Origin of the sequence: Parageobacillus toebii NBRC 107807, from assembly GCF_003688615.2 — a bacterium.
In the GTDB taxonomy this organism is placed as follows: Bacteria; Bacillota; Bacilli; order Bacillales; family Anoxybacillaceae; genus Parageobacillus_B; species Parageobacillus_B toebii.
This window is the reverse complement of the sequence record NZ_CP049703.1, coordinates 678,782-693,211: the sequence shown is the minus strand read 5'-3', so window position 1 is coordinate 693,211 and position 14,430 is coordinate 678,782. Positions and strand designations below refer to the sequence as shown.

The window sequence follows — 14,430 nt, the reverse complement described above, 5'->3', positions numbered from 1 at the left end:
AGGCGGAACGAAAAGTAATCCATTACTTTCGTATCCGCCTCTTTTTATATGTTTTTATACATAAGATATAGAAGTTCGGAAAATACTACCAATGTATATATTTTATGAGGGAGGAAACGGCATTGAAACGATTTTTCTTCGCCATCATCGCATGTTTCGTTTTCACCATCGCCCATGACGGACCGCATGCATTTGCGCAAATCCAAAAGCAAGAACTAGAGCAGTACATAAGCAGTATCGGCTGGACGATGGAAGATTTACTAAATTATTTAGATGATTACCAGATGACGGTCGCAGATTTTCAGACGATGGATGAGCTAAAGCAGTGGCTCGGTACACCGATTACAGAAGAAAATTTCCATCAGCTGCTTACACGCTATCAACTGACACAAGAAGAATTAGAAGCATTGCTTGGCCAGTTTGGCGAAACAATTCAAGATTATACGTTTATTGATGACTTGGATGCGGCTGTTGGCTTTTATTTGCGACATAACGAACAAATGCAGCAAATTAATGATATGCTTGGGGCGATTGGGTTTACAGAAAAGGAAGCGAATCGTTTATTTGCGCATATTGCATCGCTTCATCACCAAAATTTGAAGCAACAGTTAGAAGCATTGAGCGCGCGCATACAACCGTTTCTTCAAGTGGAAGATGCAACACAGCTAACGAAGCAGCAACAGAAACAATTGTTTTCCATTTGGGAAGATGTGCTGGCTGCGCTGGAAATACAACCGAAATTTTACCTGGAGAAAAACGGGGACAAGCAGGAAGTATCTTATCGCCGGCTTTTGTCAATGGATACGCTCGGTGGTCGGGATTTACGGGTCGAGCTATACAATCAAAAAGGAGAATTGCTTTCCGATGTCCAGTTGTCGGAAGAAATGTTTACTTCGGGATATGTGTTCCGAGCAGGTGAAAAATTGATCGACGCCAGCGCATTAGCAAGTGAAATGAAAGAAAAAATGTATGGCGAAAAAATGCCAGATACCGCTTCTCCGTATCTTGCCAATATGTTGCTTGGTCTTCTGTTTGTTTTGCTTGGCGCTTATGTTTATTGGCGCGCAAGAAGCAAATTAGCGGAGTGAGACATATGAGCAGGCGGTGGAAAACATATCAAACGTACGGTGCGTTGGTTTGTATAATGATAGGATTGGTGATGGCACTTTGGAATGGATATTCCTATTGGCTCGGGTACGATGCTGTAAAGCCGTTGAAAGAGAAAGGAAAAACGCCTATTGCTCGGCAAATGACTATAAATACGGCCGCCAAACCGGAGATTGGCGAGCAAATCGGGATGTTATCGATTCCAAAGCTTGGCGTTTCTATACCAATTTATCATGGAACAGAAGAGCGGCAATTGCGAAAAGGAATTGGACATTATCCAAAAAGCGCTTTGCCGGGAGAACGAGATAAGAATAATATGGTGCTATCCGGTCATCGTGATACTGTATTTCGGCAATTGGGCCAAATCGGTGTTGGCGACAAATTAATTGTGGAAACAACAATGAAGCAGTTTATTTATCGAGTAAAAAAAGTCCGCATCGTGGATGAAAACAACCGTACGGTTCTCGTCGAAAAGCCTCGTCCAACATTAACGGTGACGACATGCTATCCGTTCCATTTTATTGGCAAAGCGAAGCAGCGCTATGTTCTCATTGCGCAGCTTGTTTCCACCATAAAGAAAAAGGGCTAGATGCGTGATTCTAGCCCTTTATGGTTGATTCATTGTTTTTAAAGCCGCGGCGCTCGTTCAATTGCTGTTTAAATTCCTTCAACAATGCTTCTCCTTGCAGCCCTTTTTTTACAAGACCCGCAAGTACCACTTCCGCTAAATCTGTTTTGCTTCGGATTAACAATCCATCCATAAGCACGCTGATATGGTCGTTCATTCTTGTGATGGAACGAACAGTTGCGAGCATATTGGCGGGATCGTTGCTTCGGTTTGTAATCGTTACTTGAAGACGGAATTCGTCATTTCTTTTTTGCAGTTCTGAAAATATCGATTCGTATTCTTTATCTAAATATGTTTCGATTAGCCAGCGATTTTGTCCGTCTTCTTTATTAATAATCAGTCCATCAATAAACGGGATTTCTTGTTGGTGCAAATCGTCGTAAACAACGGAGAGCCCCACAAGCTTGAAGGTCTTCATTCCATCACCTCGTCAACATTGTCCTTGTAGAAATTATAGCATATTCCAACGACCGAGGGAAAATGTATCACGTGCCCGTTATCTATTTAATATTTTATCCAATTGCAACCGTATCGATGTGGTGAGCTGTCATTTTATGGTTCGATAAGTCTATTTTTGATGAGAATATAGAAAAATTGAATTTTGCTGTCGATTTTACATCGTTCAGACCGTATGACCATCATAATTGCGGAAACAAACGGTATGTAAAATTAAAAAATGATGATTTTACGAAGAAATAGAAGTCCATTATGATGAATATGCATCGAAATGGAAGGGAGGGATGTGTCGAAACATGATTAATCAAGTCGTGCTCGTCGGCCGGTTGACAAAAGATCCGGAACTTCGATATACCGCCGATGGAGCAGCAGTCGCTAACATTACGTTAGCGGTAACAAGAAATTTTCGCAATGCGGAAGGGGGAATTGATACCGATTTCGTTCAATGTACACTTTGGCGGAAAGTGGCGGAGAATACAGCCAATTACTGCCGGAAAGGTTCGATTATTGGCGTCATGGGGCGGATTCAGACAAGAAACTATGAAAAGAAAGATGGGCAACGAGTATACGTGACAGAAGTAGTGGCTGAATCCGTGCGGTTTATGGGCGGCAAAACGAATGAATGGATCGAACATGCGTAAATTTCCTCTATGATTCCCCATTCTTTTCCTTCCAACCTTTTCCCCAAAAGAAAGAGAGCGTGTTTCCTCGTAACATCCCCAACTTTGCGCTAGCAGGAAACGTTAGCGCTTTTTTTTGTAGATATCGAGCGTTTTCGTTGCTTGCACCGTGCAAAGCGAATAGCTGGATGTGATTATTTGATGGCATCGGAAAATTCTTTTACTAGCTTAATGATGATCGATTCTAAATGTCTTCGCTTTTTGACCGGCAATTGGGTCAGCGAGTAAATCGTTTTTTCCATATTTGGGTTTTGTCTCAAATAGTCAATAATATCCAACATTTTTTCATCAATACGATCCGTTTGATATAGAAGGTTTACCTCTCGCAGCAACTCTTTTTTTGTCGTATGCTTCCCAATTAAAAAATCGACGCTCACTTTGTATAAATTGCTTAGTTTTTGCAACGATTGCACGTCCGGAAGCAAATCCCCGTTTTCCCATTTGCTGATTTGTGAGCGCGATATATTGAGATGTTGCGCCAGCTGTTCTTGTGTCCAATTATGCTGTTTGCGCAAATATTTTAGTTTTTCTCCTAAATTCATGATCATTATCACCACGCTCAAATAAAATCCATCAATAACTTAAAGATAGGAGAGCGTGGAAGAGGTTTGTGTTCTGTTTAGGAACGTTTGTTTATTTGTTCCCAAAAAGATCAAACTTTTCCACTTGTCAATGTTCGACATCTTTGTCCGTTGACTGTCATCATGGTACAATAAGCGAAAAATGGATAAATATTTACTATAACCAGGAAAAAGAGGGATGATGGTGAATATTTATCTCGCGGATTTAATGGTAAGTGAGCGGAAAGGTTTCAAACGAAAGAAAGGAACGTATCGGGTATTTATCAAAGAAATGCGAAGCCCATTTTCGATCAAATTGAAAACGATTGCACCAACTAATTTTACGGATTCATTGCGGTTTTTAAAAAGCGAGGAAAAACATGACCGTTTCTTGGGGGAAGAAGCGCGGTTTCGCACCATTGCGTGTTCTTGTGATGCTCAATTGTATTTCGTATTTAAATCGGTCAATCAACTATATATGTTTATCGTAAAGCTTGATTTACAAAAACAAAAGTTCGAAATTGCCCTCTATGAGTGGAATCAGCTCCAACAAAAATATCTCCGCCTTCACACCAATGAGCTATTAACCATTGAGAGGCAGCTTATTTATTACATTTTGCAGTCGCTTTATATTTTGGACAACAATCGTATTTCTTATTTATTTATGTGCCCGGCAAGAAAAAACAATAAACGGTTGTAGCTGTTTTATGATCGCCTCAAGAACTTCCCTCGTTTGTTCTGCTTTTCCTATGGTATTTTGGATGAGGATTGTACGTTAAGCTGCAGATATTCAATACGATTTGATCCTTGCTTAAATAGGGTATTCCCTATTATTTTTTTAAAGTTTTCCAGTTCCCCGCCGCGATTATTCTGGTTTGGATGGCAGCGAACATGGCTGTTTTTTCGTAAAGATTATCTAAATTTTGTATAAAAAAACAAAAATGCTCTTTCTATGGGAAGGGAAGTTTCGCTATACTAATAATATACGTGACTAATTTTCACACCTTTCCGCATGTCGAAAAATGGAATCTGGCTAAAAAGATGTCGTATCTCTCAGACTATTAGAATGGGCAATTTCAATAGATTCCTTTTTTCGACATTGTTGCGATGTAGATTCAGCCACGGGGGAGAGCGAAAAGGTGTTGAATTGAGCTGAATTAGCATTGATTCAAGGCGGCAAACGTTGTACAATGCGGGAAGCAGAACAATAAGGGAGAGGTAGATGATTGTGAATTGGAAACCAAGACAGATCGTGCTAACGTCCGCTTTCGTCTCTGCGCTGTTTCTGATGCCGGATGATGGAAAAGCAGCGGAATGGAAAGTGGGGATGAGCTCGCCGCAAATAAAGGAGCTTCAGCAACTGCTAAAGGAGAAAGGATTTTTTACATATCCGACTGCTACCGGTTATTTCGGAACGATTACCGAGCAGGCAGTAAAAGCATTTCAAGCATCCGTTCGTTTGCCGGTCACGGGCATCGTCGATGATGCTACATACGCCAAGTTAAAAGGAACAGCTGTCTATAGTACTTCGGAAATGAAAATCGGCTCGCGCGGAAACAATGTAAAGGTGCTGCAGCAAAATTTAAAGTTGCTTGGCTATTTCCGATATCCGGAGATCACTGGTTATTATGGAGTGATTACGCAAGAGGCGGTCAAGAAGTTTCAACGAAATAACGGCCTTTCCGCAACAGGAGTCGCAGATGCGCGCACTGTACAGTTGATTCAAAACGCGGTGAATAAGCAATCTAACAAAACTTTGCAAGCAAATGCATTAAAAATAGGTTCAAGAGGGACGGAAGTAAGCAAATTGCAACAAAAATTAAAGCAGCTCGGTTATTTTACATATCCGGAAATTACGGATTACTATGGAACGTTTACGGCGGAGGCGGTCCGCAAATTTCAGGAGAAAAACAAACTTCCAGTTACCGGAGTGGCTGACAGTGCGACGCTAGCGAAAATAAACGAAGCGATAGCCAGCTCCGAACCGCAGCCGTCCGCACCGAAAGCGGGCATCTATTTAACAATTGGATCGACTGGTTCTAAAGTGAAAGAAGTGCAAACAAAGTTAAAACAGCTTGGCTATTTTACATATTCGCAAATCACTGGCTATTATGGAACTATTACAGCAAATGCAGTAAAGAGTTTTCAACGGGATGTTAATCTGAAGGCAACAGGTGTTGTCGATGCAGAAACACATGAGCGTTTGATGGGAAAAGCACCGCAGCGAAAGCTTGATGTTACTGAACTTGTTGCCGATGCGGCGGAACTTCTTGGCAAACCATATGTTTGGGGCGGGGAGACGCCGCAAGTAGGTTTTGACTGCAGCGGATTTATTGTTTATTTGTTTAAAAAACAAGGAATCTCTTTGCCTCGCACCGTAGCGACGATTTGGAACGTCGGCACGCCGGTTTCCTCCCCTTCGGTCGGCGACATTGTCTTTTTTGAAACGAGCCGTTCTGGCCCATCCCACGCAGGCATTTATATTGGCAATAGGCAATTTGTTCATAGCGGCTCTTCCACTGGCGTCACCATTAGCAGCTTGGATAATTCTTATTGGAAAGCGCGTTACTTGGGCGCAAAACGATACTAAATTAGGGGAATTTTAACAGAGGGAATTTATAAAATAAAGGGATGGCTTGGGAGTTTCCAGAGCCATCCCTTTACTTTAGAAAGCTTTTTAAACGCTGATTACGGCAGCAAAGAAAACAGGCTAATTAAGAGATCCAAATTTACCTTTTTTGCTGGAACTGTTTGGCGCATCGAGATCTTCATTATTATTAATATTATAAAAGATTTTCTGCATGAGACACAAACAGAATAAAGGATGCGAAATGCATCGCAAATCGATTTCTTCCTATTTATATTTAGGGTATTTCCATGAAATTGAAATCGGTATAGAATAGTTGTATTAAATACTATTTTGGGGGAAAACAAATGAAAAAAGTGAGTCGTTTAGGTGCCATTCTTTTTTTTGTAGCCATTTTTATGTTTGGAACACACGGGTATGATGCGGAAGCGGCAGTACGATGGGGAAAGCTGGAGCTAAAGAAAGGAATGATCGGGAAAATTACTGTCGTAAGCGATACGGAGCTTTATCGTTGGACAGCGCCGGATAAGTTAACAGTGATTGGAAAATTAAAAAAGGGGCAAGAATACCGCGTTTACAGCAGTAAAACAATAAAAGGGAGCGTTTTCTATGGAGTTGGAGGAGGAACTTACGTTAAAAAAACGGCCAACATTCGGTACACTCCGTTATCGAAAGAGCAATTTATCTCGCTTGTCAAACAGGCATTGAAAGGGCATTATGTGATTGTCGATGATGGGCAATACGTTCCGTTTGTCATTGAAAAGCAGAAAGGAAATCGTCTGTTTGGCTGGTATCTTTACAATGGGGAAGGTTCGCTGCCGATAGAAGGGGAATTGTCTGGAAACGTCGTTACGCTTCGTGTTTACTTTGAGGATGATTATGCACATATTTTGGATTCCATTTCCTATTTACAGGAATATAAAGTACCTAAAGAGGAAATCGAAGAAATTGCCGAGCAGCTTGTCAACAACGACGATTATTATATGCAATTCCAATTTACGATTGCCGATAGTCCAACTGAATTCAGCGGGCAATTCCGCTTCGTCGATTTATATTTAGATGATCGTTACGATGTCGTTAGTACAGAATTAGGAGAACCGTTTGCCATTCAGGTCAAAAAATTGGATTAACCCTAAACGGATAAGTGAGCGGCCAAGAGGCCCTCACTTTTTTATTGTGAAAAATGAATGGCGTAAATGGAACTATTCTTAATTTATATGGATTAATCAGGAAAATATACATAACTATTGGTCTATTTGAAAATAATGGGCATATGTTATATATGGTGTTTGCAAATGAAAAAAATATCAAAAAAAATATTGACGAAATCTCTGAAAAAAATGCAATTGAGGCTAGAAATTCCAAAAAAAATGTATTATTATAGTAATCGTGGAGCGTTTATGGAATAGAAAGAAAGATATAGTAACACAAGCACCATTTCTATTATCATCCTGTTATAGGCTTCATAGGATGATAAAGTAAATTTCTTGAGAATTTGTAAGCAATGAATCTATAATATACATTGCTCTAAAACAAGTGGATTAATAAAGGATTAATAAAGGGGGATATATTTCTCAATGGATAAGAAAAAAGCTGTGAAATTGGCAACAGCAAGTGCTGTAGCAGCAAGTGCATTTGTCGCTGCAAATCCAAACGCTTCTGAAGCGGCTACAGACGTAGCAACAGTAGTAAGCCAAGCAAAAGCACAATTCAAAAAGGCATACTACACTTACAGCCATACAGTAACGGAAACTGGCGAATTCCCAAACATTAACGATGTATATGCTGAATACAACAAAGCGAAAAAAGCATACGCTGATGCGGTAGCATTAGTGAATAAAGCAGGTGGCGCGAAAAAAGACGCTTACTTAGCTGATTTACAAAAAGAATATGAAACTTACGTTTTCAAAGCAAACCCTAAATCTGGTGAAGCTCGTGTAGCAACTTACATCGACGCATACAACTATGCAACAAAATTAGACAAAATGCGCCAAGAGCTAGAAGCTGCTGTTCAAGCAAAAGATTTGGAAAAAGCAGAACAATACTATCATAAAATTTCCTATGAATTAAAAACTCGCACAGTCATTTTAGATCGCGTATATGGTAAAACAACTCGTGATTTACTTCGCTCTGCATTCAAAGCAGAAGCACAAAAACTTCGCGACAGCTTAATTTATGATATTACCGTTGCAATGAAAGCGCGCGAAGCACAAGAAGCTGTGAAAGCAGGCGATTTAGACAAAGCGAAAGTTGCTGTTGATCAAATCAATCAATACTTACCAAAAGTAACAGATGCTTTCAAAACTGAACTAACAGAAGCAGCGAAAAAAGCATTAGATGCATATGAAGCTGCGCTTACTCCAAAAGTTGAAAGTGTAAGTGCGATTAACCTTAAACAAATTGAAATTAAATTCAACAAAGCTGTTGATAAAGATACTGTCGTAATCGATAACTTCAAAGTTTCTAAAGGTGCAACTGAGTCTACTATCACTTCTGCTGAACTTTCCGAAGATGGAAAAACTGTAACACTTACGGTGCAAACTCCTCTTGAACAAAAAGGAGAGTACCGCGTATTCGGTTTTAACTTGAAGGCAACTACTGGTGCAAAATTTCCTTCATTTGTTCAAGATATTACAGTAGAAGATACAGTAGCTCCTAAGATTGTTTCTGCTTCTGCTGTAACGAAGGATGACAAAGTTAATTCATTTACACTTAAATTCTCAGAGCCGGTTTCATTCACAACTATTAAAGTTGGAGATTCAATCCTAGGTGCCGCTAAAGTTGACGATTTCACTTACACGGTGTCTGGTAAAGAGCTTGAAGTTGGTAAATCATATGAAGTTGAAGTTTACGGATTAACTGACCTTGCTGGTAACAAAGGTGGAACACCAGAACGTGCTTCTATCGTAGTTACGAAAGATGCTGTAAAACCAAACTTCGTTATTAACGCAGTTGGTCCTAAGACATTCGAAATCAAGTTTGATAAAGATATGAACACTGCTGTAGCAGTTGATTCAATCAAAGTTAAAGATGCTAAAGGTAATGCTGTAGCACTTAAAGCTCTTCCATCATTCAAAGATGATAAACGTACACTTGTTGTTGAACTTGCTAAACTTCCATTTGAAGATGATACTGTAAATTCTGCAACACTTGATGTTACTGTACAGGCTCTTCAAGATAAGCTTGGCAATGTGGTTGACACTAAAACTGTACAAGTAACACTTGTTCGTGACACTGTGAAACCGGCAATCAAGGAAGCTAAATTTACAGCTGCTAATGAAATCGAGGTAGAATTCTCAGAAGCTGTAACAGGTGTGGAAGCTGGAGACTTCTATGTAAACAAACAAGATGGTACAGCTGCGACAACAGTTTCTAATGTAACTCCTGTTACTGGAACAAATAAATACAAGCTTACTCTTGCAAGTTCATTGAAAAATGGAAGCTATAATTTAGTATTGAAAGTTAATGCAGTTTCTGATGATTCATCTAACACTAATGCTGCACAAGTCTTAACTATCACTAACGATAAAGAAGTTGTTACTCCAGTTGCACCACTTTCAGCATATATCCAATCTACTGGTGTAACTTCTGCAGATAAGACAGTTACTATAACTTTCGATAAGAGTGATGTTCTAGCTGGAGTTAACCCTGCTACAGGTGACCTATACGTTGATGGTGCAGACAATAAGGCACTTTACTCAATTAATGGTGCTGCACTCCCAGCTAAGGCAAAGGTTATATTCAAAAATGACCAAAGTGTTTCTGAAGCTGTAGTTAATGCTGACTTAAACAAAGATGGAGATAAGTCAGACACAGTTGTTGTAGATACAGTTACAATTGACCTTTCAGAAGTTGATGCTAAGGACTTAGTTGGTCCATATGCAGCATTCGGTAATGGTGGTACTGCAACAATTTCTGTTGGCGGTGTTAAAAACGCTGCCGGGGCTATTTTACCATTAACTAGCCTTCCAGTTGTCGTTGTAGATGCTACTAAGCCTGTCGTTAAAGAAGCGTATATTACTGGTAATGCTACAAATGGTTACAAACTTATTGTGAAGTTCTCTGAAGCTATGAAAGCTGTTGATGAAGCAGACTTTGTCCTTGCAGGTAAAGCAGATGCATCTACTCCTGCAGAAGGAATTACTTTAGGAACTGCTGTGCTTTCTGCAGACGGGCTTTCTGCTGAAATTCCTGTAACTAGCCTTGGTAATGCGGACCGTACTCTTGGATTTACATTAAATACTGACATACAAGAGAACCTTGACTCGACAACAGATAAAGCAGATAATCCTTTGACAGAAATCACTACACCAATTACTGTAACTAACTTTACTACTAACTAATTAAGAACTGGTGCCTTTGTCACCATTTGAAATGTTGAAAAGCCCTGCGGAGAGAAATCTCTGTGGGGCTTTTCTTTTTGTCAAAGCTGTATCAAGCTTGATTTCAAATATATATTATGATTTTGAACTACAGTCATAAAGCCTCAATTCCTTTCGGGGAATTGGGGCTATTTTTGTTTTAGGAGGGAAAAGGATGAGCCGTTACCAAACGATCACACATCAACAGCTAGAAATGTTAAAAAAGAGAAACACTTATCAAACAGTCAACTAAGCGCATCAATATTGTGAGCCTGAAGTTTTGATTCGTGAGTCTAGCGAGGCTGTACAAGGAGCGTCAAATTCAAAGATTAAAAAGGACATAAATGGATATTTGGTATAAGAGAAGAATAGCATGTACTCTAACTAATTCCGCGATTTATTAAAAAATTAAATATTTTTTGTCATAAAATGCTTGTTTATGAATAAGATTGTACTAAAGATAGGACAACGATAAATCCATGAACTCCCAATGATACATACCTTATATTTCATAAGGTATGGAATATTATAGATCATTAGGGAGGTATATTATGGCAAATTTTGGTTTGGAAGATTATGAAGTGTTTTTTGAATTACTGCGAGAGGATGTTCAAGATCAGATCCGGTGGTTGAAGTCACGTAGAGATCCAAAATATCGACTATACAACGCGGGTCAAATTCGAGCATTGGAATACGTGTTAGACATCATTTCATTTGATAGTCGTCGAACTGGATGAACTTAAGACCGCTTTTTACAAGCGGTCTTTCTATCAAGTAACCACAGTTTAAATGGATTATGGAGGAATGAGTAATGGAAAATTATAATCATGATATTGAAAAAGAATTGGGATTTCGTCCAAAGCTTCATCCGATGTTTGACAATATTGAAAATAACGAAGTGTTAAGTCCAGAAGATGTCGCCAATATGTTGAAAGTCAGTAATGAAACAGTCAGACGTTGGTGCCGAACGGGAAAATTACCGAATTATAGCTTTGGCGGAAAGTATGTCATTATTGGAAGTGATTTTAAAGAATTTATGAGGAATGCCCGAAGCCGATTAAGAGGAAAAGGGAGCATCAGACATTGAGTCTAGAGCTCCCTACATTGTCTTTTTTTAAAGCCAATCGAATTAATTATTATTACGACAAGCCTTTTCTTTATTTTGCATGTTTCCTCTGTGGCGGGGAAGTCAAAATGAATGTATTCGATACAAAATGGGAATGTTCTATATGCAAAAAGAGCGGAACATTATCTCACTTAATTGTCATGAATAAACATCTCTCCTCTCAGGTAAGACAAAAGATTTATCATCCGGAAAATGAGAGGAAACAAATCATTCGTATGTTTGATAAGCTGATTCATAAGTATGGAAGTGATATTGAGCCATTAAAAGTCAAAGTGGAGCGATTGATTCAGTATTATCAAGAAAAAAAGAATACGGATGAATGAAAAAGATGTCCAGGAAATATAGTGGACATCTTTTCTTTTTTATAGGAATGTAAGCAGATTGATTACATTCGGTTTTCTTTCCGTCTACAGAACAAATCATCATCGAAAATCTCAGGATACTCACGTTTTAAAGGATTGATGACGTTGGGACGGGTAAATAAAAATTCCTTTAGTTTTTTTCCCGAAACTACATATGTATTTGATGCAGATTCGGTGGTCAGTTTGTTTTGTCGAAACCATCTTCGGGCAGTTTCTTTGCTAATGTTGGTGATAGCTGCAATAATCGAAGGACTATACAAATTTCGATCGACAATCCGTTCAAAATAAGGGGGGAGCTTGGGATTATACCCAAGCTCTTCACATCTTCTTAAATATTCTTCCAGTGATATCGATGGAGTCATGAGTAACCCCCTTTACGTTTCAGTGATTGAATTTGTTGTTTTATCTGTTTAATTTCTTTATCGAGTTGTACGGTTTTTTCCGTCCATTTGTCGATATCCTTATATTCCCCTCTAGGTCCTTTAGCAAGTTGATCGGCTAATCGCTCTTTTTCAGCCAACTCTTTTTCCAAATGTTCTAACTCCTGTTGAATGTCTTTGGGTAGTGATGCTGAAATATCTTCTTCTGTTTTTGTTACTTCTTCTTTCATGTCACGCTTTCTGCTTCGCTTGATGAATCCTTTTTCTTCAGCCCACGTATAAAATGCACCATCTTGATGATCACCTAAATCCCATGGGAAGTTAAGGACTGAATCGATGACAGTGTAGTATTCGAGCATAGAAATGTCTTTCGTATAGCTTCGTCTTCCCGTATTCCCTGCTTTTTTCTTGATGTCGTGTCGTGCATGAATTTGGGCGGCACGTTCTTTGGTGACAAAATCTATCCCTTCTATATTTGCTTTAATTAAAAGGTTATAGACCGTGTGTCGGACATCATAGTATTTAAAATGTTTTCGTTCCTCTTCAGGCAGAAACAAAAATTTCTGTTCTGCATAAGGTGAAAGCCATTGTACCATACCGCGACTCGTGTACGGTTCAAATGGGAGTTCAGCTTTTGGTCGCAGTAAATATCCTTCTCCTTTAGCATTAGGGTTTTCAACGTATAAAACGGTTTTTAAGTATAGATTAATCAGTGTCACTAACCTTGGAACGACAAGTGTTCCAAACTTCGGATGTGAAGGAGAATAACCACCTTTATTGTAGGTGATAAACAAGCGTCCCCAGCCTTTTTCATAATGCGGATCTGATTTTTTTATTTCCACTAAATCGCCAATTTGATCATCAAATTTAAACCGTTTTAACAGCTTAGTTTCTGGATCAAGCACAAAATTGTCAATGCGCAAATGTGCCAGTTCATCGGGACGTATCCCAATAAGACATCCAATCATAAATAAAACGGTTTTTTTCAAAGGATCATTTAAAGACGGATCATTTCGAATGACATCCTTTGCCATTAGCACCTGCTCATGGGTTAAAAATATTGGAGGAAGTTGTTCTTCAGAATAGCTACTTGTACGAATAGGTACCTTTGAAATCGCCAATTCAATTCCCATTTCAAAGGTTTCATAAAACTCTTTCGCTCGTTCCAATTCTTCTTTTTCTTCTTTACTTAGTTTCTTACCAAGAGATCGTTGCTTTTTTTCAATCCACTCTTCTTTCAGTTTATTTAATACAAAATAAAGAAAAGGTTTGAGGTGTTTTTCAAACAGCTTAGTGAAAGTGGTGTCTTTGTATCCCATTCGAATCCAATCTATATCACTTGGACTAAAGTCCACCACTTTAAAGACATCGGGATTAAATCTTTCCATTTCCTCTTCGTTTAGATCACGATACTTTCCGGATCTCTCTAATACATAATAATTTTTGATGCCACATCTGCCGCAAATGATTTTGTAAAACACAATGGAAAGAGTCTTTCTCCAGCTTTTTATGGTTCGTTCCACTTTTGCGGGTACATATGCCCATTGTAACTTATGCCCAATTCGAATTCCTTGTCCGCTCTTTCGGCGGTTCAGGTAATCTTCAATCCATTTTTGTTGTTCGTCATTTAAAAGATCGTAGTACATACTCTGACGATGTTTTCCTTTTTTACGATAAGAAGTTTCGTGTAAACGCGTGAGGTTTTCCTCAAACCATTCCATATTCCAAAAGTAACGACTGATACGACCTTCATTCAGATATCCTTTTGTAGAAAGGTTTCTTAACCATGCGTATGGGACATGTAATTTTTTTGCAATTTCTTTAAGGGTATAGCCGATTTCTTCTCTTTTTAGCTGTTTTGCCCATTCCTCTAGGAAATAATATTTTGCTGTTGGAGCTCCTTTTTTTGGCTGAACATCCGTTCCTACTTTCACTACATTTGGACCGAAAACTCCTTTTTCAATCAAATCCATGACAAGTTCGCGTGACATGTTTAAATGCTTTCGAAAATCTTCTACGTTGATTAATTTTCCATGCTTCTTTTCAAATTCTTCAAAAGTAGGAATATTATTGTCCAATCTTCATCACCTCGATTCAGATATACACACAAATGACAAAAAATATGACAAATTTTTATGAAAATTCCGGTTAAATTCGACAAAATTTTATGGTCGAATGTGTGA

14 protein-coding genes are annotated in these 14,430 nt (G+C 38.8%); 10 read left to right on the top strand and 4 right to left on the bottom strand.

Features of this window, described 5'->3' with window-relative positions:
• Positions 1–122: 122 nt before the first annotated feature.
• On the top strand, positions 123–1,088 hold the full coding sequence (locus tag DER53_RS03590) for a processed acidic surface protein (protein WP_062755555.1): 966 nt from the start codon (positions 123–125) through the stop codon (positions 1,086–1,088).
• 5 nt (positions 1,089–1,093) lie between these two features.
• Positions 1,094–1,696 (top strand): class D sortase, encoded by a 603-nt coding sequence (locus DER53_RS03585; RefSeq protein ID WP_062755553.1) that lies wholly within the window; start codon positions 1,094–1,096, stop codon positions 1,694–1,696.
• Positions 1,697–1,706: 10 nt separating this feature from the next.
• Here the strand turns inward: DER53_RS03585 and DER53_RS03580 are convergent, their stop codons facing one another.
• Positions 1,707–2,153 (bottom strand): YwpF-like family protein, encoded by a 447-nt coding sequence (locus tag DER53_RS03580; protein WP_015865177.1) that lies wholly within the window; start codon positions 2,151–2,153, stop codon positions 1,707–1,709.
• Between the two features lie 334 nt (positions 2,154–2,487).
• Between DER53_RS03580 and ssb the strand changes: the two genes are divergently transcribed.
• Complete coding sequence (gene ssb / locus DER53_RS03575) at positions 2,488–2,832, top strand: single-stranded DNA-binding protein (RefSeq protein ID WP_015865176.1); 345 nt, start codon at positions 2,488–2,490, stop codon at positions 2,830–2,832.
• A 173-nt stretch (positions 2,833–3,005) separates the two neighbouring features.
• Here ssb and DER53_RS03570 read toward each other — a convergent pair whose 3' ends face one another.
• Positions 3,006–3,419 (bottom strand): helix-turn-helix domain-containing protein, encoded by a 414-nt coding sequence (locus DER53_RS03570; protein ID WP_015865174.1) that lies wholly within the window; start codon positions 3,417–3,419, stop codon positions 3,006–3,008.
• A 211-nt stretch (positions 3,420–3,630) separates the two neighbouring features.
• Here DER53_RS03570 and DER53_RS03565 point away from each other — a divergent pair, with 211 nt between their 5' ends.
• From DER53_RS03565 to DER53_RS03535, 7 genes are all read left to right on the top strand, one after another.
• Positions 3,631–4,131, top strand: coding sequence for a hypothetical protein (locus tag DER53_RS03565; protein ID WP_062755549.1), 501 nt, complete (start codon positions 3,631–3,633; stop codon positions 4,129–4,131).
• 522 nt (positions 4,132–4,653) lie between these two features.
• Positions 4,654–6,021, top strand: coding sequence for a C40 family peptidase (locus DER53_RS03560; RefSeq protein ID WP_174525705.1), 1,368 nt, complete (start codon positions 4,654–4,656; stop codon positions 6,019–6,021).
• A 344-nt stretch (positions 6,022–6,365) separates the two neighbouring features.
• Positions 6,366–7,148: an SLAP domain-containing protein gene (locus DER53_RS03555; RefSeq protein WP_062755547.1), complete on the top strand. Its 783-nt coding sequence runs from the start codon at positions 6,366–6,368 to the stop codon at positions 7,146–7,148.
• 447 nt (positions 7,149–7,595) lie between these two features.
• Positions 7,596–10,361 carry an Ig-like domain-containing protein gene (locus tag DER53_RS03550; RefSeq protein WP_062755543.1) on the top strand — a complete coding sequence of 922 codons (2,766 nt, stop codon included), beginning with the start codon at positions 7,596–7,598 and terminating at the stop codon, positions 10,359–10,361.
• Positions 10,362–10,930: 569 nt separating this feature from the next.
• On the top strand, positions 10,931–11,116 hold the full coding sequence (locus DER53_RS03545) for a hypothetical protein (protein ID WP_062755541.1): 186 nt from the start codon (positions 10,931–10,933) through the stop codon (positions 11,114–11,116).
• 74 nt (positions 11,117–11,190) lie between these two features.
• Complete coding sequence (locus DER53_RS03540; RefSeq protein WP_062755539.1) at positions 11,191–11,466, top strand: helix-turn-helix domain-containing protein; 276 nt, start codon at positions 11,191–11,193, stop codon at positions 11,464–11,466.
• 107 nt (positions 11,467–11,573) lie between these two features.
• Positions 11,574–11,828, top strand: a complete 255-nt coding sequence (locus DER53_RS03535) for a ribonuclease HepT family protein (protein WP_147442416.1) — start codon at positions 11,574–11,576, stop codon at positions 11,826–11,828.
• A 62-nt stretch (positions 11,829–11,890) separates the two neighbouring features.
• Here DER53_RS03535 and DER53_RS03530 read toward each other — a convergent pair whose 3' ends face one another.
• Positions 11,891–12,229 (bottom strand): hypothetical protein, encoded by a 339-nt coding sequence (locus tag DER53_RS03530; RefSeq protein ID WP_062755536.1) that lies wholly within the window; start codon positions 12,227–12,229, stop codon positions 11,891–11,893.
• Positions 12,226–14,325 carry a coiled-coil domain-containing protein gene (locus DER53_RS03525; protein WP_062755534.1) on the bottom strand — a complete coding sequence of 700 codons (2,100 nt, stop codon included), beginning with the start codon at positions 14,323–14,325 and terminating at the stop codon, positions 12,226–12,228. Before DER53_RS03525 ends, DER53_RS03530 begins: the two co-directional genes overlap by 4 nt.
• Positions 14,326–14,430: the final 105 nt, after the last annotated feature.

Bases quoted from the DNA above. Each gene is read 5' to 3' on its own strand.
- DER53_RS03585 (WP_062755553.1), top strand. From the start codon at position 1,094: ATGAGCAGGCGGTGGAAAACATATCAAACGTACGGTGCGTTGGTTTGT.
- DER53_RS03580 (WP_015865177.1), bottom strand. From the start codon at position 2,153: ATGAAGACCTTCAAGCTTGTGGGGCTCTCCGTTGTTTACGACGATTTG.
- ssb (WP_015865176.1), top strand. From the start codon at position 2,488: ATGATTAATCAAGTCGTGCTCGTCGGCCGGTTGACAAAAGATCCGGAA.
- DER53_RS03570 (WP_015865174.1), bottom strand. From the start codon at position 3,419: ATGATCATGAATTTAGGAGAAAAACTAAAATATTTGCGCAAACAGCAT.
- DER53_RS03565 (WP_062755549.1), top strand. From the start codon at position 3,631: ATGATGGTGAATATTTATCTCGCGGATTTAATGGTAAGTGAGCGGAAA.
- DER53_RS03560 (WP_174525705.1), top strand. From the start codon at position 4,654: ATGATTGTGAATTGGAAACCAAGACAGATCGTGCTAACGTCCGCTTTC.
- DER53_RS03555 (WP_062755547.1), top strand. From the start codon at position 6,366: ATGAAAAAAGTGAGTCGTTTAGGTGCCATTCTTTTTTTTGTAGCCATT.
- DER53_RS03550 (WP_062755543.1), top strand. From the start codon at position 7,596: ATGGATAAGAAAAAAGCTGTGAAATTGGCAACAGCAAGTGCTGTAGCA.
- DER53_RS03545 (WP_062755541.1), top strand. From the start codon at position 10,931: ATGGCAAATTTTGGTTTGGAAGATTATGAAGTGTTTTTTGAATTACTG.
- DER53_RS03540 (WP_062755539.1), top strand. From the start codon at position 11,191: ATGGAAAATTATAATCATGATATTGAAAAAGAATTGGGATTTCGTCCA.
- DER53_RS03535 (WP_147442416.1), top strand. From the start codon at position 11,574: ATGAATGTATTCGATACAAAATGGGAATGTTCTATATGCAAAAAGAGC.
- DER53_RS03530 (WP_062755536.1), bottom strand. From the start codon at position 12,229: ATGACTCCATCGATATCACTGGAAGAATATTTAAGAAGATGTGAAGAG.